Origin of the sequence: Phaeobacter gallaeciensis DSM 26640 (genome assembly GCF_000511385.1) — a bacterium.
Taxonomy (GTDB): Bacteria; Pseudomonadota; Alphaproteobacteria; order Rhodobacterales; family Rhodobacteraceae; genus Phaeobacter; species Phaeobacter gallaeciensis.
Map to the genome: position 1 here is coordinate 940,985 of NC_023137.1, position 22,433 is coordinate 963,417.

Genomic DNA, 22,433 nt, shown 5'->3' on the forward strand with positions numbered 1-22,433 from the left:
TCTCATGGATATTGCACGCGGGTCGATCAATCGGCCGCTCTATACTTGGATCATCATGCTGACCGCCTTGTTCGGCGGGATATGGGGGTTCGTGAACCTTGGTCGACTTGAAGATCCGGCCTTTACCATCAAGCAGGCGGTGGTCATCACCCAATATCCGGGTGCCAGTGCCGAGCAGGTTGCGCTGGAGGTGTCAGAACCACTGGAATCTGCCATTCAGAAAATGGGTGAGGTAAAACTCATTAAGTCCATGAACCAGCCGGGGCTGTCACGCATCGATGTTGAGATGCAGGATACCTATGACGGCACCGAGCTGCCGGATATCTGGACGAAGCTACGCAGTGAGATCGGAGACGCTGCACGCGAGCTGCCGGAGGGCGTCAGCACACCGTTCGTCAATGATGGGTTCGGGGATGTGTTTGGCGTTTTCTACGCCGTCACAGCTGAAGGCTTCACCGATGCGGAGCGTCACGAAATGGCGACCTTCCTGCGACGTGAACTGCTTGCCGTGGATGGGGTTGCTGACGTGGAGATCGCAGGCCTACCGGAAGAAGCAATCTTTGTTGAGCCCAAGATGGCGATCACGGTTAACCAGAATATTCCGATCAGCGCGGTGTCCAATGCACTGGCGACAGCCAACTCCGTTCGCTCTGCCGGTGAGGTTGACAATGGCCCCGCCCGGACTCGCATCAGCGCGCCGGAAGGCTCGGACTCGGTCACTGAAATCGCGGGCTTGACGATTGGATCACAGGGCGAGGTCGTCAATATCGTTGATATGGCGGATGTGTATCGCGGTCGCGTGGATGAGCCATCACAAATCATCCGATTCAATGGTGTCGAGGCCTTCACCATGGGCGTCGCCGGGTTGGAGACCGAAAACATCGTTGAAGTGGGTCAACGTGTTGATGCGCGACTTGCCGAGCTTGATAGCCAGATCCCTTACGGGGTTGAATTAAAGCCGATCTACCAGCAACACGTCGTCGTAGATGAGGCGTCCAGCTCCTTTCTTGTGAACCTTGCGATGTCTGTTGGCATCGTGGTGGTCGTTCTGGCGATCTTCATGGGCTGGCGCGCCGCAATTGTTGTGGGCGCAACCCTTCTGCTGACGGTTGTCGGCACGTTGATGTTCATGAATTTCTTTGCCATCGAAATGGAGCGGATCTCACTCGGGGCGTTGATCATTGCGATGGGGATGCTGGTGGACAACGCGATTGTTGTGGCCGAGGGGATGCAGATCTCCATGGCGCATGGGCGAAACTCTCGCGAAGCCGCGCATGAAGCCGCCTCCAAGACCCAGATCCCGCTGCTGGGTGCCACCGTGATTGGTATCATGGCCTTTGCCGGTATCGGCCTCAGCCCGGATGCGACCGGTGAGTTCATGTTCTCGCTGTTTGCGGTGATTGGCATTTCGCTGCTGCTCAGCTGGCTTCTGGCACTGACGGCAACGCCGCTGCTGGCTCACTACTTCTTTAAACAGGGAAGCGGCGACGATCATGATGCCTATTCCGGGACCCTGTTCCGCGTATACAGCAAGATTCTGCGGCTTTCGTTGAAACTACGCTGGTTCGTGGTGCCGGGCCTTTTGGCAATCACTGTGTTGTGTTTCATTGGCTTTGGGCAGGTAAAACAGCAGTTTTTCCCGAATTCCAACACGCCGCTGTTCTTCGTGCACTACAAGCTGCCACAAGGCACGTCGATAGGAACAACCTCTGAGCATATGCGTGTCTTTGAGGGCTGGCTGGAAGAACGGGAAGATGTTGTGGCCGTAACGACATTTGTCGGAGAAGGTGCCACACGTTTCATGCTGACCTATGATGCAGAAGATCCCACACCGAGCTATGGGCATCTCATTATCCGGGCCACCAGCCTGGATGCGATCCCGGCGCTACAGGCAGATCTCGAAGTCTTCGGCAAGGGGCGCTTTCCTGAGGGTGAGTTCCGCACCAAACGTCTGGTCTTTGGTCCCGGCGGCGGTGATCCGATTGAGGTGCGGTTTTCCGGACCCGATCCACGCGTCCTTCGCCAGCTGGGGGATGAGGCCATGCAGAGGTTGCAACAGGCCACCTCTGACATCATCAGTGTGCGGCAAGACTGGCGCGAGCAGGAAATCTCGCTCAAGCCGGTCTATGCCACAGATCGGGCACAGACGGCTGGTGTCACGCGTGAAGCAATTGCGGATACCTTGCAGTTCTCGACCGATGGTTTGAGTGCCGGTATATTCCGGGAACGCGATCGCTTGATCCCTATTGTCCTGCGTCGCGAAGATACCGGCAACTATAACCTAATGGATCAACTGGTGTTCTCCGAAGCGGCTGGTAAATTCGTGCCCGTTGAACAGATGATCGACGGTGTGGATATCGTGGTGGAGAATACACTTGTCCGCCGCCGCGATCGGGTACCGACATTGACTGTCGGCGCGGATATTCAGGCGGACCTGACCGCGGCCACTGTTTTTTCTCAGGTGCAGAGCACTATTGAAGAGATTGCGCTGCCGGCCGGGTACACTATGGAATGGGGGGGAGAGCATGAGGATTCTGCCGAAGCGAATGCCAGCCTAGGTAAGCAGCTACCGGTTACAATCCTCATTATGGTGCTGATCTCCGTTCTGCTGTTCAATGCCATTCGCCAGCCGATCATTATCTGGTTGCTGGTGCCAATGTCAGTGAATGGTGTGGTGATCGGTCTTCTCGGGACTGGGCTTCCCTTCACCTTTACTGCGCTGCTTGGCCTGCTCAGCCTGTCTGGGATGCTGATCAAAAACGGTATCGTATTGGTCGAGGAGATTGATCTGGTGCGTGCCGAAGGCAAACCCATGCGTGAGGCCATCGTCGAGGCGTCTGTCTCACGTCTGCGTCCGGTGATGCTGGCGGCTGTGACGACCATTCTCGGGATGGTGCCGCTGCTGACCGATGCCTTCTTCGTGTCGATGGCGATCACCATCATGGGGGGGCTGGCCTTTGCCACGGTGCTGACACTGGTTGCCGCGCCAGTATTCTACCTGATCTTCTTCGCGCGGGATGAAAAGCGTGAGCAGGCCGCCGCAGCCTGATCACGGCGCCTGATATCTCAAGAGAAAGCCCCGGTTTATAGAACCGGGGCTTTTTTGTTGTGTAGATCACCTTCTGATTGCGGGATTGGCTCCGCTGGATAGGTTTTGCACTGGCATGGGCTACGTGGCACGGTCCCTGTCCAGGGCAGATACCGGTGTGGCGGTTGGTATTTCGGCCCCAAAACCCTGCGATGACCCGAGCGCGATCTCTTAAGACTTAGGCGCTGGCAAAGCGCTGACAGGATTCGCCCCAATTGCCGGTTGGGCGGGCCAAATTCCGCCTTAATCCCCGCGATTCCTTTCCAGATTTCAACGCCAGGCCCGTATCCACAGGGAAAACCGCACTGAAATCCTTGCTGGAAAAATGACATTTTTCCCGATGTTTGAGCGAAGTTTCTCTAAAAACGTTCAGAGAGGTTAAGGAAAATATAGAGCTGCGGCAGTCCTGTGGCCGCAATAATCGCACGCGTTAACTGATTGTTAAACACGTCACATTCTGCGCGTTTTTCTGACAGCTCTCCACAACTCCGAGCCGCATTCCAGCCTCAGCCGACCCCGAAGATGGCGATGTGGGAAAAATAGGAGTGGACCATGAAACGCATTATCGGGCTTATCGCCGCCGCTATTATTTCAAGTACAACCTTTAGCCTTTCTGCCGAGGCGCAGTCCTCAGGGGTCAGGGCCGTGCAGGGGTGGGAAGCCGTCGGGCGGCTCAACATCGCCGGACGCAATATGTGTACCGGCAGTCTGATCGCACCCAATCTGGTGCTGACAGCTGCGCATTGTCTCTATAATCCGCAAACCGGACAGGCCGTGAATCCCCGAAATATCAAATTCGAGGCCGGCCTCAATGGGCGCAGAGCGAAGGCATCGCGCCGTGTGGTGAAAGCCGTTGTCCATCCCGGATATCGTCACAACTGGTCCAGCCGTAGCGAAGCGGGCAGCGATATCGCGGTTTTGCGTCTGGATCGTCCGATTGCAGGCAGTCAGATCCGTCCCTTCGTATTGGCCGCAGCGCCTACGCCGGGCGACAGTGTCGATGTACTCTCCTACACCGTCAATCAGGCCACTCGCCCGGCCCGTGAAAAAGGCTGCCGGATCCTGTCGACCAGAAGCGAAACTCTGGTGACCTCCTGTCGAGTAGAATATGGCGCTTCCGGTTCGCCAGTGCTTCAGATGCGCAAAGGCGGCGCGCCGCTGCTGGTTTCGGTGATCTCCGCCAAGGCTCAGATCGGTCGCAAGCGGGTGTCGCTGGCCACCACCTTTGATGGATCGCTGCGCAGGCTAATGCGCCGCGCAGGCTGAGCTGGGCCTGCCCAGCCTCCGCTCCGTTTCCCACAAAAGCGTCTGTGGGAGGTGGGCAGCGTCCAGTCAGACAAAACCCCCGGAGCATCTGCTTCGGGGGTTTTGCGTTTTGCAGATCGGGAGCCACGTCAGTGAATGAAATGAAGCCGATCAAACTGCCGCCGCCAAGCCGAAACCTGATCCAACACTGCCTCCCCGCGCAAAGCGGCCGCGACCAGCGCAGCCAGTGCAGCGGAGTCCTTGCTCGTCATGCCCCAGCGCACCAGTTCTGGCGTGCCGATCCGCAGACCGTTCATATCGCCTTCAACCGCAGGCAGGGGCAGGCCGATACCGCAGGCCAGAAATCCGCTCTTTCGCAGTAGCTTCGATGCAGCCTGCCCGCCGCCATAGGCCTCGGCGCGCAGCGCAAACTGATGGGACATGGTGATGCCGTCGGCAGTTTTGAACAGCGGCAGGCCTTCTGCCTCCAGCGCCATTGCAAGGCTCTTTGCCATCGCAATCATTTCGGACGCATAGGCCCGGCCGTGATCGCGCCAGTCCAGCAGGGTCACCGCGAGGGCTGCGGATTTTGCCACATCAAAATTCGCCGTCATGCCGGGAAAGGCGATGCTGTCCAGAGCCTTGGCGATTTCGGCGTCGTTGCTGACGATCAACCCACCGGCAGGGCCACCAAGGCTCTTGTAGGTGCTCATGGTCATGAAATGGGCGCCCTCGGCCAGCGGATCGGCCCAAGCCTTTCCCGCAATGATCCCACATTGATGGGCCGCGTCAAATATGACTTTGGCGCCAACCTGGTCAGCAATGGCCCGCACGCCTGCGACGGGGTGTTCAAACAGGTTGAGACTGCCGCCGATGGTGATCAGCTTGGGGCGTTCCCGCTCTGTGAGCTGCTGAAGGGCCTCCAGATCGACGGTATAACCATCTTCGAGCACGGGTGCCGCAATACTGCGTAGCCCGTAAAGCCCGGCGCAGCCAGCCGCGTGATGGGTCACATGTCCACCGATGCTGGCGGGCGGTGCGATGATGGTGTCGCCGGGTCGACAGGTCGCCATAAACCCGTAGAGATTGGCGAGCGCGCCGGACGGCACCCGGATTTCGGAAAATTCCGCATCAAAGACCTCGCAGGCAAGACGGGCCGCAATGACCTCGATTTCTTCAATGGCCTCTAACCCCATCTCATATTTGTCACCGGGGTGTCCCAGCGACGGGCGTGACCCTAGACCGGAGGCAAGCAACGCCTCTGCCTTCGGGTTCATCACATTGGTGGCAGGGTTGAGGTTGAAGCACTCCTCTTCATGAATGACACGGTTTTCTTCGACCAGCGTCGCGATACGATCCAGCAATTGATCAGACGCTGCACCGGCCGTGGCGTGGGTGATGTCCTCGATCCGGGTGATGCTCGCTTCGGGAAGCCAGCTGTTGGGCGCTTGTCGCATCTGATCCTCCATCTATGGATAGCTCTGTCTGTGCTCACCTTGCGTCCGATAGGCGTGACCGGGCAAATCAGATTTGCTATTTGTTGACGTAGAAAAACTAAGCCTGAAGCGAGCTGCCATGTCTGTCTCTCCTCCACGCCCCAAAGGCCCACCTCTGAACGCGATGCGGGCGTTTGAGGCTGCTGCGCGCCTCAACGGTTTCGTTGCTGCGGCACAGGAACTGGGGGTGACCCCCGGTGCAGTATCGCAGCAGGTAAAGGCGCTGGAAGACTGGACGGGCACGCCTTTGTTTCAGCGTAACCCGCAGGGGGTGTTGCTGACCTCGGCGGGGCAGGCGCTGTTGCCAAGCTTCGTCGCTGCATTTGATGCCCTCGGCGCGGCGACGCAGGCCTTGCGGTCGCTACGACCGGTGCAGGAGCTGCATATCGCCGCCTTGCCTTCCATTGCACAACTTTGGCTGCCGCAGCGGCTGGATCGATTGCGCAGGGCGCTGCCGGGTTTGAAAATCTCTGTCACGGCGATGGAGGAACCTCCAAATCTCAACCGTGAACTTTTTGATTTCGCAGTATTTTACGCATCACCCGAGGAGCGCCCAGAGGCAGCGCTGGTTCTGCAGGGTGACCGGATCTTTCCGGTTTGCGCTCCGGTGGTTGCTGCGGGGCTGAACCATCCGGAAGACCTGTCACAGGTCGCCCTGTTGCAGGATCAGACCTGGGCAGCGGATTGGACGCAGTGGAGCAAGAGCACCGGGCTTGTTCTGCCAAATGTCGACAGCGGCCCAGCCTATTCGCTCTACAGTCTGGCCCTGCAGCAGGCGATTGCCGGAGCCGGTGTGCTGATGGGGCATGAGGCATTGGTTGCTGATGCGCTGGAACAGGGCAGCCTGATGTGTCCGTTCAAAGATCTCAGCGCTGACAGTGGGCGCCAGCTTATCCTTGTCCAGCCACCGCGCGCCAGAAGAGGCCCGGCGCATGAGACCATATTGGGGCTACTGAAATAGAGAGACAGTTGCGTTAGCAAAAAGGCCCCGACGCGATGGCGGGGCCTTTTGAATGGTTCGTGTTCTGCCACTGTCGGCAAATCAGCCCTGCAAGCTCTTCACCTCAACGTCACCTTCGGCCTGCGCCTTGATCGCGCGGGCGGCGGCATTGGCGCCGGCGGCGGTGGTGAAATAGGGGATCTTGTCATAAAGCGCGACGGACCGCATGTCCTTGCTGTCCTGCACGGCCTGTGCCCCTTCTGTGGTGTTCATCAGCAGTTGGACGTTGCCGTCCTTCAGCATATCGACCACATGTGGGCGGCCCTCATAGACCTTGTTGACCAGCTCGCAGGGCACGCCATGGCCGTCCAGCCAGCTTTGAGTGCCGCGTGTTGCCACCAGGGTAAAGCCTTGTTCCACCAAGATTTTTGCCGCATCCAGCATCAATGTGCCCTTGTCGGCATCCTTGATCGAAATGAAGGCGCGCCCTTCGGAGGGCAGCACCATTCCGGCGCCCATCTGCGCCTTAAGGAAGGCGCGGGCAAAGCTGCGGTCCCAGCCCATGACCTCACCGGTGGAGCGCATCTCAGGCCCCAGCAGCGTATCGACACCGGGGAAGCGGGCAAAGGGCAGTACCGCTTCTTTCACCGAGAACCATGGCATGTCGGGATCCGCCAGCGTCATTGGGTCGGCCATCGGCACGTTGACGTCATAGCCGGCATCCGGTTCATAAGGCGCGCGCTTGGGGAAATTCGACAGCGGTTCACCGGCCATCACGCGGGCGGCGATAGAGGCAATTGCGCTGTCGGTGGATTTCGCCACAAACGGCACGGTGCGCGAGGCCCGTGGGTTCACCTCAATGAGGTAGATCACCTCATTGCCGTCGGCATCGGGTTTCACCGCAAACTGGATGTTCATCAGACCAACCACATTCAGTGCCTTGGCCAGCGCATTGGTCTGTGTTTTGACCTCTGCAATCACCTCTTTCGAGAGCGAATAGGGCGGCAGCGAGCAGGCGCTGTCCCCGGAGTGAACGCCTGCTTCTTCAATATGCTGCATGATGCCGGCCACATGTACATCCGTACCGTCGCAGATTGCATCAACGTCCAGTTCCACCGCGCCTGCAAGATAGCTGTCGAGCAGAACCGGGCTGTCCCCGGAGACCACAACCGCCTCGGCGATGTAGCGCTTCAACTGGTCCATATCGCGCACGATCTCCATCGCGCGGCCGCCCAGAACGTAAGACGGTCGGATCACCAGCGGGAAGCCGATTTCTTCTGCGATCTCAATCGCCTGTGCATCGGTGGAGGCAATGCCGTTATGCGGCTGCTTCAGACCCAGCTGGTTGACCAGCGCTTGGAACCGCTCGCGGTCTTCGGCCAGGTCAATGGCGTCAGGCGAGGTGCCGAGGATCGGAATGCCTTCCTCTTCCAGCGCATTGGCCAGCTTCAGCGGGGTCTGGCCGCCGAACTGGACGATGACGCCGTGCAGGGTGCCGTTTTCCTGCTCCTTGGTCAGGATCTCCATCACATGCTCAAACGTCAGCGGTTCGAAATACAGCCGGTCAGAGGTGTCATAGTCGGTCGACACGGTCTCCGGGTTGCAGTTGATCATGATGGTCTCATAGCCTGCGTCGGTCAGCGCAAAACAGGCGTGGCAGCAGCAATAGTCGAACTCGATCCCCTGACCAATCCGGTTCGGGCCACCGCCGAGGATGACGACTTTTTTCTTGTCTGACGGGCGCGCCTCGCATTCCACATCGCCAAAGGCCGGGGCCTCATAGGTGGAATACATATAGGGGGTCTGCGCCTCGAACTCAGCCGCGCAGGTGTCGATCCGCTTGAAGACAGCGGTGACGCCAGCGTCGCGGCGGGCGCGGCGCACATCACTCTCACTCTGGTCGGTCAGTTTTGCCAGACGTGCATCGGTGAAGCCTAGCATCTTGATCGCGCGCAGACCCTGCTCGTCCTGGGGCAGGCCTTCGGCGCGGATCTTGGCTTCGGCGTCAACGATTTCGCGGATCCGGGCCAGGAACCAGGGGTCGAATTTGGTGACCGCTTGGATGTCATCATCGGACAAGCCATGGCGCATCGCCTGGGCGATGGTGCGCATCCGGTCCGGGGTCTGCTGGCTGATCGCTTTGATCACCGCAGCCTTGCCGTCGGTCTCATCTTCGGCGCCGGGGATAGCCACCTCATCAAAGCCTGTGAGCCCGGTTTCCATCGAGGCCAGCGCCTTTTGCAGGCTCTCATGGATGGTACGGCCAATGGCCATGGTCTCGCCCACAGATTTCATCGCGGTGGTCAGATAGGGCTCTGAGCCTGCAAATTTCTCAAACGCAAAGCGCGGGATCTTGGTGACGACATAGTCGATGCTTGGCTCAAACGACGCCGGGGTCACACCGGTGATGTCATTGTCCAGCTCATCGAGCGTGAAGCCAACCGCCAGCTTTGCGGCGATCTTGGCAATCGGGAAGCCGGTCGCCTTGGAGGCCAGCGCCGAGGAGCGCGATACGCGCGGGTTCATCTCGATCACCACCATGCGGCCATCAGCAGGGTTCACCGCCCACTGCACGTTGGACCCGCCAGTTTCCACGCCAATCTCGCGCAGCACCGCAATCGAGGCAGAGCGCATCATCTGGTATTCTTTGTCGGTCAGCGTCAGCGCCGGGGCCACGGTGATCGAATCACCCGTGTGCACGCCCATGGGATCAATATTCTCGATCGAGCAGACGATAATCGCGTTGTCGGCGGTGTCGCGCACCACCTCCATTTCGTACTCTTTCCAGCCCAGCAGGCTCTCATCCACAAGGATCTGATTGACCGGTGAGGCATCCATGCCGGAGCGGCAGAAATGGATGTAATCTTCGCGGTTGTAGGCCACACCGCCGCCGGTCCCACCGAGGGTAAAGGCAGGGCGAATGATTGCGGGCAGGCCGATATCTTCCAACTCGTCCAGCGCCATCTGCACACCGGCGTCGAGATCGGCAGTGCCGCCCTCTTTCTTCGGCGCGGTGATGATTGTGGCGCGGGGGTTTTCCAGACCCAGCCGATCCATCGCTTCACGGAACAGCTTGCGGTCTTCTGCCATTTCAATGGCTTCACGCTTGGCGCCGATCATCTCAACGTCGAATTTGGCCAGTATGCCCATCTCTTCCAGCGCCAGGGCTGTGTTCAGGCCGGTCTGCCCGCCCATTGTGGGCAGCAGCGCGTCGGGACGTTCCTTTTCGATGATTTTGGCAACCACCTCAGGTGTAATCGGCTCGATATAGGTGGCATCCGCCAGCCCCGGGTCGGTCATGATTGTCGCCGGGTTCGAATTCACCAGAATGACCCGGTAGCCTTCTTCACGAAGGGCCTTGCAGGCCTGCGCGCCTGAGTAGTCAAACTCACAGGCTTGGCCAATGATGATCGGCCCCGCACCAATGATCATGATCGATTGGATATCGGTTCTTTTCGGCATGGCCTGAATCCCTCTGATTTGCGCGAGTCATGGGCACCCCCGTGCGCCCAAATTGTCCTGCGTTATAGGGACCGCGCCGAAAGGTTCAAGGGGGATCGGAAACCGAATTGGAAATGCCGCTTCCATGGCTTTTGTTCGCATAGCGAACGGATATATGTGGGGAGGCTAGACAGACGGAGCAGGAAGACGTGCGGATTCGCTTTGATCAGGGGCCAAAGGGGGCCGAGACATATTTTGAGTCGCCTCTGCGTATGATCCGTGCAGAGGGACCTGACGACGTGCCTGGTGCGCTCGCCGCGCTGGATGCGGCCCGCGATGCCGGGCACTGGCTGGCGGGCTACGCGTCGTATGAGCTGGGCTACGCGCTCGAGCCGAAACTGGCGAGCCGGATGCCAAGGGACCGGCGGCTGCCGCTGATCTGCTTCGGGGTTTATGATGAACCCTCCTCTGAAACGGATCGGGCATCGCCGGACCTATCCGCTGGCGATGCGGGTTTGGAGGGCATCACCCCCCGATGGACCTATGAGCGCTATGCCCAGGCCTTCGCAGAAGTGCACCGCAATATCGGCAAGGGCGACATCTATCAGGCCAATCTGACCTTCCCGATTGATGCTGCGGCCTATGGCACCGCCGTAGAACTCTATGCCGCCTTGCAGGCCAAACAGACGGTGGGTCATGGCGTTCTGGTCGAACAGGATGGCCTGCCGGATCTGTTGTCGCGCTCGCCGGAGCTGTTTTTCCGCACCGATATCAATGGCATGATTGAGACCCGCCCGATGAAAGGCACCCAGCCGCGCAGCGCTGATCCGGTGGAGGATGCCCGCCGCCGCGACTTTCTGCGTCAGGATGAGAAAAACCGCGCTGAAAACCTGATGATTGTTGATCTCTTGCGCAATGACATCTCTCGCGTGGCTGCGACCGGTTCGGTTCATGTGCCCGAGTTGTTTGCCGTTGAGAGCTATGCGACGGTGCATCAGATGGTTTCCATGGTGCGCGCCAAATTGCGCCCCGACGCCGGGTTGGCAGAGATCTTCGCGGCGCTGTTCCCCTGCGGATCCATTACCGGCGCACCAAAAATTCGGTCGATGGAGATACTGGCGGATCTGGAACCCTGGGCGCGCGATATCTACTGCGGCACAATCGGTTGGGCGGCGCCGGACGGATCGTCCGAGTTCAACGTGGCGATCCGCACGCTGATGCTGGAAGAGGGGCGCGCGACGCTCAATGTGGGCGGCGGCGTTGTTTGGGACAGCACCGCAGAATCCGAATATGAGGAAGCGCTATGGAAAGCCCGGTTCGCCCGTGTGACACCATCCAGAACGATCCCGCTTTCCGCCTGATCGAGACGCTGGGCTGGCATCCGGGGCAGGGGGTCCGGCATCTGTCGCAGCATCTGGCCCGGATGGCGCGCAGCGCGGCGGCCTTTGACCTTGCCTTTGATCCTGAAGAGGCGGAGCGCATGTTGGCTGAGGTGACGGGCACGGCACCGCTGCGCTATCGGCTCACGCTGAACGTGGATGGGCAGCTGGCGCTGGTCACAGCGCCGCTAGGCCAGACACCGGCGCAATGGAATCTTGGCATCGCCGAGACTCAGCTGGACGCGGGGGATATTTGGCTGCAGCACAAAACCACCCGTCGCGCACTCTACGATGATGCGCGCGCAGCACTGCCGGGCGGCGTGGATGAGCTGCTGTTTCTGAACACACGCGATGAGCTTTGCGAGGGCACAATCACCAATCTCTTTGTCACTCTCCCGGATGGGCAGATGGTCACTCCGCCACTGTCCTGTGGCCTGCTGCCGGGTGTCCTGCGACAGGTGCTGCTGGAGCAGGGGAGGTGCGAGGAGGCTGTGCTGAGGCTTCAGGATCTAAAGCAGGCAAAGGCCATCCATATGGGCAACTCCCTGCGGGGGCTGATCCCGGCACGGCTGGTATAGTGGGGAACTGGGGGTTTCAGGCGTCAGACCACGTGGAAATCACCCAGTTTGCTTGACAACGCCGCCGCAACCTAGTGTACCACCCCGGACGAATTCCGCGCCGTTCTGGCGCATCTCCCGATTGACGGCCCGCCCGGTCATGTGACCGGTATAACGAAAGGTCACCCCATGCACGACTATCGCAGCCATACCTGCGCCGAACTCAACAAATCCAACGTCGGTGAGACCGTCCGCCTGTCGGGCTGGGTCCACCGCGTGCGCGATCACGGCGGCCTTCTGTTTATCGACCTGCGCGACCACTACGGCGTCACGCAGGTTATGGCCGACCCCGACAGCCCGGTGTTTGCCGAGATCGAAAAGGTCCGTTCTGAATGGTGTATCCGCATCGATGGCAACGTGAAGGCTCGCGACGAGAGCCTGGTGAACGACAAGATCCCCACCGGTGAGATCGAAGTCTTCATCCGCGACATCGAAGTGCTCGGCAAATCCGAAGAGCTGCCGCTGATGGTCTTCGGCGATCAGGAATACCCGGAAGAAACCCGCCTGCGCTATCGCTATCTCGACCTGCGTCGCGAGAAGATGCAGAAGAACATGCTCTTGCGCTCCAACATGATCCAGTCGATCCGCCGCCGCATGTGGGACAACGGCTTCAACGAGTATCAGACGCCGATCATCACCGCCTCCAGCCCCGAAGGCGCGCGCGACTTCCTGGTGCCGTCGCGTCTGCATCCGGGCAAATTCTACGCGCTGCCGCAGGCCCCGCAGCAGTTCAAGCAGCTGATGATGGTGTCGGGCTTTGACAAATACTTTCAGATCGCGCCCTGTTTCCGCGATGAGGACCCGCGCGCAGACCGGTCGCCCACCGATTTCTATCAGCTCGATCTTGAGATGTCCTTTGTCACCCAGCAGGATGTGTTCGACACCATCCAGCCGGTGATGCAGGGCGTGTTCGAAGAGTTCGGGAAGGGCCGCAAGGTCGACAGCGAGTGGCCGCAGATCTCCTATAAGGATGCGGCTAAATGGTACGGTACTGATAAGCCGGACCTGCGCAACCCGATCAAGATGCAGGATTGCTCTGAGCATTTCCGCGGATCTGGTTTTGCCATCTTTGCAAACCTTCTGGAAAACGAAGGCACTGAAATCCGCGCCATCCCGGCGCCCACAGGTGGCAGCCGCAAATTCTGCGACCGGATGAACAAATTCGCTCAGGGCGAAGGCCTGCCGGGCATGGGCTATATCTTCTGGCGCGATCAGGGCGAAGGCATGGAAGCCGCAGGGCCCCTGGCCAAGAACATCGGCCCGGAGCGCACCGAAGCCATTCGCCAGCAGCTGGGTCTGGGCGTCGGCGATGCGGCCTTCTTCCTCGGCGGTAAGCCGAAGACCTTCGAAAGCGTTGCAGGCCGCGCCCGCACCGTGATCGGCGAAGAGCTGGGTCTCACTGACAAGGACCGCTTTGCCTTCTGCTGGATCGTGGATTTCCCGATCTACGAGAAGGACGAAGAAACCGGCAAGATCGATTTTGAGCACAACCCCTTCTCGATGCCTCAAGGTGGCATGGACGCGCTGCTGGACGATCCGCTGGCCGTCAAAGGCTACCAGTACGATCTGGCCTGTAACGGCTATGAGCTGGTCTCGGGCGCGATCCGGAACCACAAGCCGGAAATCATGTTCAAGGCCTTTGAAATTGCGGGCTACGGCAAGGAAGAAGTTGAGAAGCGTTTCGGCGGCATGGTCAACGCGTTCCAGTACGGCGCCCCGCCGCACGGTGGCTGCGCGGCCGGCATCGACCGGATGGTGATGCTGCTGGCGGATGAGGCCAACATCCGCGAGGTCATCATGTTCCCGATGAACCAGCGTGCTGAAGACCTGATGATGGCAGCGCCTTCCGAGCCGATGAGCGAACAGCTGATGGAGCTCGGCCTGCGGGTGATCCCACAGGATCAGTAATCCGATAAAAATACGATACAAACAGGCCCGGGCAATCGTCCGGGCCTGTTTGCTTTTGGAAAGGGGCAGCGGCATCCGCAGCCGAGAAGGTGGAAAAGCGCGCTCGCAGTGCATAAGTCAACAAGAGGGCGCAGGTTGTAAAAAGGATCTGTGGACCAGTGCCGCAATGCACTACCGTCTGAAGGCGGCATCAGCTGAGAGAGGGCCGAACACCGATGCGCTTTGATCCGGAACTGGCAGAGATCCGCTTTGGCTGTGGTCTCTCGCCGCGCCACGCGCCTCCAGTGGGGCCGGAGGAGATGCTCGCAGCCTTGCGCGCGCCGGATGTGGCGGCCACGGATTGGCCGATACCGGGATTCGATGGCGCCTTGGCCGATGCGCGCGCCTATTCCGCCGCCCGCCGTACCCGCAAGGCGGCCATCGGCAGCCCGCTGTTCGACGCGCGGGATAAGGATCTGAAGCGCCAGCGGGCCCTGATGCGGGATCATCAGGCAGCATGGTTCACCCAGCGGCTCCTGCGCTGCATCACAACACCAAACGGGTTTCGGGAACGCCTGACCTTGTTCTGGGCCGATCACTTCACCGCGCAGGGCAAGATTGCTGCCTTGCGCTATGGGGCGACGCCCTATGTAGAGAGCGCAATCCGCCCCAATATCGCGGCCCGTTTCGAGGATCTGCTGATCGCAGCGGTGACCAGCCCGCTGATGCTGCATTATCTTGACCAGCACCGCTCCACCGGTCCCAACAGCCGCCGTGCCAAGCGGGTTGCCCGACGACGGGGGCGTCAGGTCGGCCTCAATGAAAATCTGGCCCGCGAAGTGCTGGAGCTGCACACGTTGGGGGTGGGCGGCCCATATGGGCAACAGGATGTGCGCCAGCTGGCAGAGCTGTTCACCGGGATGATTTACGACATCAACAACGGCTTCAAATTTGCGCCGGGTTGGGCGGAACCGGGCGGGGAGACGGTGTTGGGGCAGCCCTATGATGTCGATGTGACTGGCTTGGAGGCGATCAAACAGGCGCTGCGGGATCTGGCGCGGCACCCGGCGACGGCAGATCATCTGGCGCGGAAACTGGTCGTGCATTTCACCCGCGATACGCCGGACCCGGTTTTGGTCGCGCATCTGGCAGATCGCTACCGGGCGACCTCCGGGGATCTGATGCAGGTCTATGCGGCCCTGCTGGAGCATCCTGCTGCATGGGAGAGCGATCTGGGCAATGTGAAACCACCGTTTGCCTATCTCGCCTCCGCCTGTCGGGCGCTGGCGATGCCTCCCGAAGCCCTGACCAAACTCAGCCGCCCTCAGGTGAACCGTTTCTTCCTGCGTCCGATGCAGCGCATGGGGCAGCGCTGGGAATTTTCCGGCGGCCCCGATGGCTGGTCCGAGGCGGATGGCGACTGGATCACACCGCAGGCGCTGGCAGAGCGGTTGCGCTGGTGCATGTCGGTTCCGACGCAGTTGATGGGGGCCGTGCCGCCGCCGAGGACGGCGCTGCAAGACGCGCTTGGCAGCCGCAGTTCGGCGCGGCTGCGCTTTGTCGCGACCGCCGCCGAGACCGAGCGGGAGGCGGTGGGGCTGATCCTGGCCGCGCCTGCCTTCCAGCGCCGTTGAGACGGAGAGCATGATGATAAATATACCGCCAAGCCCCTCTGTCAGCCAGTCTGCCGGCCTGTCCCGGCGTAGCTTTTTGACACGCTCCGGCCTCATCGGCTGTTCTCTGGCGGCCAGCCCGCTGCTTACCCCGGTCAGTTTTGCCGCTGCGCCCTGGGACACAAGGCTGGTGGTGATCATCTTGCGCGGGGGCATGGATGCGATTGATGTGGTACAACCCTACGGCGACCCCGCTTATGCCGGGCTGCGATCAACGCTGATGGGTGGGCCCGAGCATGGCGCGCTGGATCTTGACGGGTATTTTGCGCTGCATCCGGCCTTGGCCCCTTTGATGCCGCTGTGGAAGGCGGAGCAGCTGGGCTTTATCCATGCGGTCTCTACCCCCTATCGCAACAAACGCAGCCATTTTGACGGTCAGGACCTCTTGGAAGCAGGCACGCCGGGCTTGCATCAGCGTCGTGACGGTTGGCTCAATCGCCTCCTGCAAGTGACACCAGGGGTAGAGGCGCGTACCGCCTTTGCCATCGGGCAGGGCGAGATGAAGCTGTTGCAGGGTGCGGCGCCGGTCTCTGATTGGTCGCCGGATGCGCAGATGTCGCTCAGCCCTCAAGCAGAACGTCTCGCTGGGCTGATGATGGAGCAGGATCCGTTGTTTCACAGTGCCCTTTCAGAAGCGCTCGATCTGGCGGAAAGCACGACGGAGGATGCGATGGCCGGGGCGGGTGGTCGGATGGGGCAGGGCCCGCGTCGGCCTAGGCCGCATCAGCGGATTGCCAGTTACGCGGCGCAGCAGCTGCGTGGAGAGAGCCGGATCGCAGCCTTTTCCATCAACGGCTGGGATACCCACAACCGTCAGACTGGCGCGCTCAAACGGGCGCTGCGGCGACTTTCGGAGACGATCCTGACACTGCATGGCGACCTCGGCCCCGGGATCTGGGACAAAACAGCGGTGGTTGCCATGACCGAATTTGGCCGCACTGTGCGCGAAAACGGCACTGGCGGGACGGATCATGGGACCGGCGGTGCCATGGTGCTGGCCGGCGGCGCGATCAAGGGCGGCCGCGTGCATGGGCAATGGCCCGGTCTGGCGGAGGCCCAGCTGTTTGATCGCCGCGATCTGATGCCCACCGGGGATGTCCGCGCGCAGATGGGTTGGATCATGCGGGGCATGATCGGCACCGATCATCAGGCGATTTCGGATGTGATATTCCCGGGCGTTGAACTGGGCAGCGATCCGGGGCTGCTGCGGGGTTAGAAAGATATTGCAGAGCCACCAATCGAGGTTCGGCAAGGTCGTATCATTGCGCATACCGTCCCGGATACAAGGCCTTTGCCAGAGAAATCACCAAGAGGCGCTGCGATGATCTTGGGCGCGGTGACACCGTGTCAGCGCTGAGCGCTCAGCGTTCGCTGCGTTCGAGGATGACCAGAGATCCCAGGCTGCGATCGCGGTTGCGGCGGATTTCACGGGCAGAGAACCGCGCCTGCAGGTATAAAACGATGCCCAAAGTGGCGGATGCGATAAGGACGACTTCAATCATCTCAGATGGCGACCTTCTGCTTCAGACGTTCCTGCACCAGCCCCGCGACGCGGGCGGCAATTGCAGCAACTGGGCGACCGGTGTTACGGGCGTCCGCCAGATCGGCGGCGGCCCCGGCCAGATGGGAATCGCCAACGCTGCGGGCGACACCCCCAAGGAATTGCGCCACATAGTCCAGGGTCTGGCCCTCTTCGGCTTCGTTCAGCACTTCCGCCGCATGGGACATATCATCCTGAAAAGCGAGGAGATCCGGTTCGATCTCTTCATCCGTCAACTCATTCGGACCGGAAAGCTGGCGTTCTGCCGGTAGGCGCGACAGGATTGCGGACTGAAAAGCGGCAAGCGAGGTAATTGGTTTCGCTAGGAACCCATCTGCACCGGCTTCCATCGCCATAGCCTCGCCGTTTTCATCGCCGGAGATGCCAAGGATTACGCCAACACGGGGAGTGGCCTCGGCCATGGAGCGTATGAGATCTGCTCCGGATCCATCTGGCAAGCCAAGATCGGCGATCACCACGGAGGGGCGATAGACCTTCAGATGTCGGTGGGCGGATTTCAGACAGTCAGCGCGCCGGATTCGGGCGCCACTGCGCAGGCACAGCAGGCGCATCGCCTCGCAAGCGTATCGGCTGTCTTCCACCACAAGAATGGTCAGCCCCAGCAACGGTCGTTTCGTCGTGGGCAGGCGGTGGGCGGCAGCAAACAGTTCCGAATCGTCCATGGCTAAGGCTCCTGACTGGATACGACTCAACGCTAGGGAAACGGGGCTAACAGCTGGTTAACATTCCAGGCGCGCCTTTAGGTTGAATCGAATTCACTGGGGTAAATCGATGCAACGGGGCGTTATTGCAGTGAATTTTCTGCCGCGCGGATTGGCGCACTTGCCCACAGGCGGCGGCTCTTTGATAAGTCTGGGCAGACAGATCACTCAGGAGACCGCAAAATGATTGGCCGCCTCAACCACGTCGCTATCGCCGTGCCCGACCTTGACGCCGCTTCGGCGCAGTATCGCAACACATTGGGCGCCAAGGTGGGTGCGCCGCAGGATGAGCCAGATCACGGTGTCACCGTGGTGTTCATCGAACTGCCCAACACCAAGATTGAGCTGCTCTACCCGCTGGGCGAGGCCTCGCCCATCGCAGGGTTTCTGGAGAAGAACCCGGCGGGCGGCATTCACCACATCTGCTATGAGGTGGATGACATCCTTGCCGCGCGTGACCGGCTGAAGGCGGAAGGCGCGCGGGTGCTTGGCTCCGGGGAGCCCAAGATTGGCGCCCATGGCAAACCGGTTCTTTTCCTGCATCCGAAGGATTTCAACGGCTGCCTGGTGGAATTGGAACAGGTTTGACGCTATCTGCCCCTTAACCCCTCGCAGTGGGGCGAGGGCATCAGAAGGACAGCTACTATGGGCGTGACATCCGGTTTGGTTCTTTATGCGGTGATCTGGTTCATGACCTTTCTGATCGTGATCCCGATCCGCATTGAGACGCAGGGCGACCGTGGCGAAATTGTGCCGGGCACCCATGCAGGCGCGCCTGAGCATCATTATCTGAAGCAGAAGGCAGTGATCACCACGATCGCCGCTGCCGTTCTCTGGGCGATCATCGCGACGATTATCCTCAGTGGTTGGATCACGGTGAATGATTTCGACTGGTTTGACCGGCTGCCTGATCCGCAATAGGCGCGGGCCTTAGACGACGATAATAGCGAAACAGGCGGGCATGGCCCCGCCTTTTTGCATGTCTGCCCGTCGTGATATATCGGTGACAGGGATCAGCGCGCAGCCATTTCCTGCCGGGCCAGCCGGTGGAACAGATGGGTGAATGTTGCGGCCCCGATGATCGGTATCAGCAGGTTCACCAGCGGGATCGAGAGCGGCATGGCCATCAGCACGCCTGCCATCCAGACCGTGCCCAGATGTTTGCGCCGCAACCGCTTTGCCTCCGGCAGACCCAGGCGGCGGGCCGCTGCCAGCGTGAAATATTCACGCCCCAGCAGAAACCCGTTCAGCCCCCAGAAGATAAACAGCGCAAAGGGGGCAAACATAAAGTACAGCACCAGCGCCAGCACATTGGCGATCACCAGAACGCCAAGGAAATTAATGGTGTCGCGCACCCCGTCCCAGAACGGCGTCTTGATAGCGGGGGGCAGCCCGGGATAGTGGCGATCCTCCACCGCCTGCGCGACCTCATCCAGAAACATTGAGGTGATGGCCGAGGCCACGGGCACCATCAGAAACACCGATAGCACCAGCATCAGCAGGAGCGAGGTGATTGACAACAGATCATCGATCCAGGTCACTGGACCAATCAATGGCAGGGTGGCATCGGGGCCAACCAGCCATTGGATCAGCGCCAGAAACGCCGCATGGGTCACCACCAGCAGCGCCACGGTAAGACCGACGCCCAGAAACAGGACCTTGCGGAAACGGGGATCGCCGAGCTGGCTCAGAGCTTTGGTGAAATCGGTCAGTATCATTGATCCATCCAGGTTGTCAGCGCGTCCAGATCCGGGCGGGGCCGTTCCGGCGGGGCCGAGGCCTCTGTTGCAATATGGATCAGGCCTGCAATCCGCTCATGAGCCTGTAGGTCAAAGGCTTCGGCGCAGAATTCTGCGTCATGGCTGGCCCATCCGGACAGCCAGTTCGCCCCCCATCCGGCAGCCAGAGCGGCATTCAGCAGCGCCAAACAGACCGCTCCGGCAGAGTAGGTCTGCTCAATGGTCGGGATCTTAGAGCTGGGTTTCTGAACCTCCACCACTGCCACGGCCAGTTGCCCCAGTTCAAACTGGCTGCGGCCTTTGGTAATGTCTTCTGCCGATTTGCCAAGCCGCTCACCGGCCTGGCTGGTCAGCTCCGCCAGCCGCGCCATCGCGGGCCGCTCGATGACGATGAAGCGCCAAGGTTCCAGCTTGCCATGATCAGGTGTGCGCGCCGCCGCGGTCAGGAGTGGCAGCAACTCTTCGCGACTTGGGGCCGGGGCCACCAGTGTCTTGGCCGGACGAGAGCGGCGTGATTGAAGAAACGCCAGAGCAGCATCATTGCGAGGGGGCATATGTGAAACCTTTTTACATCTATCGCCCATGTCGGCAGGGCGGCGTGGAATTTCAAGGGGTGATCCGGATCTTCCGTGGGAACGGCGTGCAAATTGCAGGCGTATAGCTGGCGGCACTTCTATCCGAACGCGACGTTTGCCGCAGGAATTATCCCGGACCACCTTGCAAAGTCTATGGATTTTGGCCCCAAACCGCGCCATCACTGGCAACATGGGTAAGCCAAAGCAGAAAGACCTCCCCGATCTGAGCCATCTGGCCAATGCCGGGGATGAGATCGCCGTTCGCGTCACACCGAAGGCCGCGCGCAATGCGGTCATCCCGGTAGCACCGGCCGAAAACGGGCAGGGGGCGTCGCTGAAGATCACGGTGACGGTCGCACCGGAGAACGGCAAGGCGACCGCTGCGGTTCAGGCGCTTCTGGCGCGGGCCATGCGGGTTGCGCCCTCCGATTTGACGCTGCTGCGTGGCGCGACCTCTCGCGACAAGGTGTTTGTCTACCGTCCCTGACGGCGGCGTCCCCCATGAGCTATCACGACCTCAACGCAGGCCGACGGAGTACTTCTTCAGAGCGCTAGCTCTCTCCCTCATCTTCGCGGGTAAATCGATAGACCCCTTCGGGCAGGTCCAGCGCCGCCGCGAGGTCTCGAACCTGACTGTGAGAGAGGGTGATTTTCTGCACCCGGTCGGTGCGCGGGTCCAACTGCTCGACTGTGACACATTCGGTGAAAATATTGATGGAAACATCTTCCATCAGCTGGGCGGTCTCGTCATCGACGAGGGTGACGACAGTGGCGTCGAATTCATGCTCAATGGTAAACATATGCCCAGCTTGCCACCGTGCCGCCCCCGCTGACAAGGCTTTGTCGCATCACGTATTCTTGCGGCACATTGCAGCCGCAGGGGCTTCATGCGATTGATCCCGTGTCTGCTGTCGCGATAAGGTGGTACTGGCAACGCAATGGGCACTGGCAAAACAAAGGAGATGTCATGCGTCGGGTTTTGCTGATGATGGGATGTGCGCTCACCATGGGGTTGGCAGCCTGTGATACTGTGGTCGACTCGGGGTCGGCACCTGCCGCGCGGCCGTCCGGCCCTCCGGTGCAGGGCATGTCCCCGGCTGAAGGGCGCAGCGCCTTTGCCTCGGTCACCCGCGTGGTGGAACCCGTTGCCGAACGCGAATGCCGTGTCCGGACGCAAGGGCTCAACTGCGATTTCCTCATTCGGATTGATCCAAACCCCAAGGCACCGCCAAATGCCTATCAGAGCCAGGACCGGTCCGGACGCCCGGTGATCACCTTTACCCAGCGGATGCTGGGACAGATCGCCAATCGCGACGAACTGGCTTTTGTGATGTCGCATGAAGCGGCGCACCATATCCGCGGCCACCTAGCGCGCAAACGTCAAAGCGCGGTCGCAGGCTCGATCTTGCTTGCCGGGCTTGCGAGCGTCTCCGGCGCAAGTGCCGCCGATGTGGCCCGCGCGCAGGATCTTGGTGCCGCGGTGGGCGCGCGTACCTATTCCAAAAATTTCGAGCTGGAAGCGGATGAGCTGGGCACCATCATCACCCATAAGGCCGGATATCGCCCTAGTGTCGGAGTGAAGTTCTTCTACCGTCTTCCCGATCCCGGTGATCGTTTCCTCGGCAGCCACCCGGCCAACCCGGACCGGGTGCGGGTGGTCAATCAGACCATCCAGAAATACAACCTGAATTGAGCGATCTGGCGCAGTCCGTCGCCTCCCTGAGGCAGCTCGGCGTCGTGCTGAGCGACCGTGGCTCGCGCTACGCGGTCAGCGGCGCGCAGGTCACCAGCCGGGCGCAGATCGACGCGGTTTTGGCAGCGCTGAAGTCCGACCGCAGCTATGCCAAGGCGACCCATAACACCTGGGCCGCCCAGCTGCCCACAGGCGGGCTGAAGGCGGATGACGGCGAAAGCGGTGCCGGTATGGTCATTCTGCGCATGATGGAACGTGAGGGATTGCGCGATCATGTCATCATCGTCACCCGTTGGTATGGCGGCAAGAAACTGGGCGGTGACCGCTTCCGCAGGGTTCAGGATGCGGTGCGCGCTTATTTCGATCAGGGGAACGCCAGTTGATCCGCGAGATGAAGT

20 protein-coding genes are annotated in these 22,433 nt (G+C 60.5%); 13 read left to right on the forward strand and 7 right to left on the reverse strand.

Annotated elements, in window-relative coordinates; all coding sequences use genetic code 11:
* The first annotated feature begins 4 nt into the window (after nt 1–4).
* The gene (locus tag GAL_RS04550; RefSeq protein WP_024096407.1) at nt 5–3,049 is read left to right on the forward strand and encodes an efflux RND transporter permease subunit; all 3,045 of its coding nucleotides are present in this window, start codon (nt 5–7) and stop codon (nt 3,047–3,049) included.
* A 591-nt stretch (nt 3,050–3,640) separates the two neighbouring features.
* Nucleotides 3,641–4,354, forward strand: coding sequence for a trypsin-like serine peptidase (locus tag GAL_RS04555; RefSeq protein WP_024096408.1), 714 nt, complete (start codon nt 3,641–3,643; stop codon nt 4,352–4,354).
* 128 nt (nt 4,355–4,482) lie between these two features.
* Here GAL_RS04555 and GAL_RS04560 read toward each other — a convergent pair whose 3' ends face one another.
* Nucleotides 4,483–5,790, reverse strand: coding sequence for a serine hydroxymethyltransferase (locus GAL_RS04560; RefSeq protein WP_024096409.1), 1,308 nt, complete (start codon nt 5,788–5,790; stop codon nt 4,483–4,485).
* Nucleotides 5,791–5,908: 118 nt separating this feature from the next.
* On the opposite strand from GAL_RS04560, the gene GAL_RS04565 reads away from it, so the two are divergent.
* Nucleotides 5,909–6,790, forward strand: a complete 882-nt coding sequence (locus tag GAL_RS04565; protein WP_024096410.1) for a LysR family transcriptional regulator — start codon at nt 5,909–5,911, stop codon at nt 6,788–6,790.
* 81 nt (nt 6,791–6,871) lie between these two features.
* Here the strand turns inward: GAL_RS04565 and carB are convergent, their stop codons facing one another.
* Entirely contained in the window at nt 6,872–10,231 is a 3,360-nt protein-coding gene (gene carB, locus GAL_RS04570; RefSeq protein ID WP_024096411.1) for a carbamoyl-phosphate synthase large subunit, read from the reverse strand.
* Between the two features lie 188 nt (nt 10,232–10,419).
* Between carB and GAL_RS04575 the strand changes: the two genes are divergently transcribed.
* The 5 genes from GAL_RS04575 (at nt 10,420) to GAL_RS04595 (ending at nt 16,982) form a co-directional block, all read left to right on the forward strand.
* Nucleotides 10,420–11,571 (forward strand): aminodeoxychorismate synthase component I, encoded by a 1,152-nt coding sequence (locus GAL_RS04575; RefSeq protein ID WP_024096412.1) that lies wholly within the window; start codon nt 10,420–10,422, stop codon nt 11,569–11,571.
* Nucleotides 11,514–12,167 carry an aminotransferase class IV family protein gene (locus GAL_RS04580; RefSeq protein WP_024096413.1) on the forward strand — a complete coding sequence of 218 codons (654 nt, stop codon included), beginning with the start codon at nt 11,514–11,516 and terminating at the stop codon, nt 12,165–12,167. The genes GAL_RS04575 and GAL_RS04580 overlap by 58 nt, the downstream gene beginning before the upstream one ends.
* Nucleotides 12,168–12,335: 168 nt before the next feature.
* Nucleotides 12,336–14,114, forward strand: coding sequence for an aspartate--tRNA ligase (gene aspS / locus GAL_RS04585; RefSeq protein ID WP_024096414.1), 1,779 nt, complete (start codon nt 12,336–12,338; stop codon nt 14,112–14,114).
* Nucleotides 14,115–14,329: 215 nt separating this feature from the next.
* Nucleotides 14,330–15,727, forward strand: a complete 1,398-nt coding sequence (locus GAL_RS04590) for a DUF1800 domain-containing protein (protein WP_024096415.1) — start codon at nt 14,330–14,332, stop codon at nt 15,725–15,727.
* A gap of 13 nt (nt 15,728–15,740) precedes the next feature.
* Nucleotides 15,741–16,982, forward strand: a complete 1,242-nt coding sequence (locus GAL_RS04595; RefSeq protein ID WP_024096416.1) for a DUF1501 domain-containing protein — start codon at nt 15,741–15,743, stop codon at nt 16,980–16,982.
* Between the two features lie 145 nt (nt 16,983–17,127).
* On the opposite strand, the gene GAL_RS22415 is transcribed toward GAL_RS04595, so the two are convergent.
* Entirely contained in the window at nt 17,128–17,268 is a 141-nt protein-coding gene (locus GAL_RS22415; protein ID WP_024096417.1) for a hypothetical protein, read from the reverse strand.
* Nucleotide 17,269: 1 nt separating this feature from the next.
* Nucleotides 17,270–17,989, reverse strand: a complete 720-nt coding sequence (locus GAL_RS04600; protein WP_024096418.1) for a response regulator — start codon at nt 17,987–17,989, stop codon at nt 17,270–17,272.
* A gap of 222 nt (nt 17,990–18,211) precedes the next feature.
* Here GAL_RS04600 and mce point away from each other — a divergent pair, with 222 nt between their 5' ends.
* Both mce and GAL_RS04610 read left to right on the forward strand, forming a co-directional pair.
* Nucleotides 18,212–18,616: a methylmalonyl-CoA epimerase gene (mce, locus tag GAL_RS04605; RefSeq protein WP_014875354.1), complete on the forward strand. Its 405-nt coding sequence runs from the start codon at nt 18,212–18,214 to the stop codon at nt 18,614–18,616.
* Nucleotides 18,617–18,673: 57 nt separating this feature from the next.
* Entirely contained in the window at nt 18,674–18,949 is a 276-nt protein-coding gene (locus tag GAL_RS04610) for a DUF1467 family protein (protein WP_014875353.1), read from the forward strand.
* Between the two features lie 92 nt (nt 18,950–19,041).
* Here GAL_RS04610 and GAL_RS04615 read toward each other — a convergent pair whose 3' ends face one another.
* Nucleotides 19,042–19,746: an EI24 domain-containing protein gene (locus tag GAL_RS04615; protein WP_024096419.1), complete on the reverse strand. Its 705-nt coding sequence runs from the start codon at nt 19,744–19,746 to the stop codon at nt 19,042–19,044.
* Nucleotides 19,743–20,321: a nitroreductase family protein gene (locus GAL_RS04620; RefSeq protein ID WP_024096420.1), complete on the reverse strand. Its 579-nt coding sequence runs from the start codon at nt 20,319–20,321 to the stop codon at nt 19,743–19,745. The genes GAL_RS04615 and GAL_RS04620 overlap by 4 nt, the downstream gene beginning before the upstream one ends.
* 211 nt (nt 20,322–20,532) lie before the next feature.
* Here GAL_RS04620 and GAL_RS04625 point away from each other — a divergent pair, with 211 nt between their 5' ends.
* Entirely contained in the window at nt 20,533–20,829 is a 297-nt protein-coding gene (locus GAL_RS04625; protein WP_024096421.1) for a DUF167 domain-containing protein, read from the forward strand.
* A gap of 64 nt (nt 20,830–20,893) precedes the next feature.
* Here the strand turns inward: GAL_RS04625 and GAL_RS04630 are convergent, their stop codons facing one another.
* Nucleotides 20,894–21,142 (reverse strand): hypothetical protein, encoded by a 249-nt coding sequence (locus GAL_RS04630; RefSeq protein WP_024096422.1) that lies wholly within the window; start codon nt 21,140–21,142, stop codon nt 20,894–20,896.
* A 167-nt stretch (nt 21,143–21,309) separates the two neighbouring features.
* Here GAL_RS04630 and GAL_RS04635 point away from each other — a divergent pair, with 167 nt between their 5' ends.
* Nucleotides 21,310–22,035: a M48 family metalloprotease gene (locus GAL_RS04635; RefSeq protein WP_024096423.1), complete on the forward strand. Its 726-nt coding sequence runs from the start codon at nt 21,310–21,312 to the stop codon at nt 22,033–22,035.
* The gene (locus tag GAL_RS04640; RefSeq protein ID WP_024096424.1) at nt 22,032–22,418 is read left to right on the forward strand and encodes a YigZ family protein; all 387 of its coding nucleotides are present in this window, start codon (nt 22,032–22,034) and stop codon (nt 22,416–22,418) included. The genes GAL_RS04635 and GAL_RS04640 overlap by 4 nt, the downstream gene beginning before the upstream one ends.
* Nucleotides 22,419–22,433 lie beyond the last annotated feature (15 nt).

Coding starts and splice junctions, on each gene's coding strand:
- GAL_RS04550 (WP_024096407.1), top strand. CDS start 5: ATGGATATTGCACGCGGGTCGATCAATCGGCCGCTCTATACTTGGATC.
- GAL_RS04555 (WP_024096408.1), top strand. CDS start 3,641: ATGAAACGCATTATCGGGCTTATCGCCGCCGCTATTATTTCAAGTACA.
- GAL_RS04560 (WP_024096409.1), bottom strand. CDS start 5,790: ATGCGACAAGCGCCCAACAGCTGGCTTCCCGAAGCGAGCATCACCCGG.
- GAL_RS04565 (WP_024096410.1), top strand. CDS start 5,909: ATGTCTGTCTCTCCTCCACGCCCCAAAGGCCCACCTCTGAACGCGATG.
- carB (WP_024096411.1), bottom strand. CDS start 10,231: ATGCCGAAAAGAACCGATATCCAATCGATCATGATCATTGGTGCGGGG.
- GAL_RS04580 (WP_024096413.1), top strand. CDS start 11,514: ATGGAAAGCCCGGTTCGCCCGTGTGACACCATCCAGAACGATCCCGCT.
- aspS (WP_024096414.1), top strand. CDS start 12,336: ATGCACGACTATCGCAGCCATACCTGCGCCGAACTCAACAAATCCAAC.
- GAL_RS04590 (WP_024096415.1), top strand. CDS start 14,330: ATGCGCTTTGATCCGGAACTGGCAGAGATCCGCTTTGGCTGTGGTCTC.
- GAL_RS04595 (WP_024096416.1), top strand. CDS start 15,741: ATGATAAATATACCGCCAAGCCCCTCTGTCAGCCAGTCTGCCGGCCTG.
- GAL_RS22415 (WP_024096417.1), bottom strand. CDS start 17,268: ATGATTGAAGTCGTCCTTATCGCATCCGCCACTTTGGGCATCGTTTTA.
- GAL_RS04600 (WP_024096418.1), bottom strand. CDS start 17,989: ATGGACGATTCGGAACTGTTTGCTGCCGCCCACCGCCTGCCCACGACG.
- mce (WP_014875354.1), top strand. CDS start 18,212: ATGATTGGCCGCCTCAACCACGTCGCTATCGCCGTGCCCGACCTTGAC.
- GAL_RS04610 (WP_014875353.1), top strand. CDS start 18,674: ATGGGCGTGACATCCGGTTTGGTTCTTTATGCGGTGATCTGGTTCATG.
- GAL_RS04615 (WP_024096419.1), bottom strand. CDS start 19,746: ATGATACTGACCGATTTCACCAAAGCTCTGAGCCAGCTCGGCGATCCC.
- GAL_RS04620 (WP_024096420.1), bottom strand. CDS start 20,321: ATGCCCCCTCGCAATGATGCTGCTCTGGCGTTTCTTCAATCACGCCGC.
- GAL_RS04625 (WP_024096421.1), top strand. CDS start 20,533: ATGGGTAAGCCAAAGCAGAAAGACCTCCCCGATCTGAGCCATCTGGCC.
- GAL_RS04630 (WP_024096422.1), bottom strand. CDS start 21,142: ATGTTTACCATTGAGCATGAATTCGACGCCACTGTCGTCACCCTCGTC.
- GAL_RS04635 (WP_024096423.1), top strand. CDS start 21,310: ATGCGTCGGGTTTTGCTGATGATGGGATGTGCGCTCACCATGGGGTTG.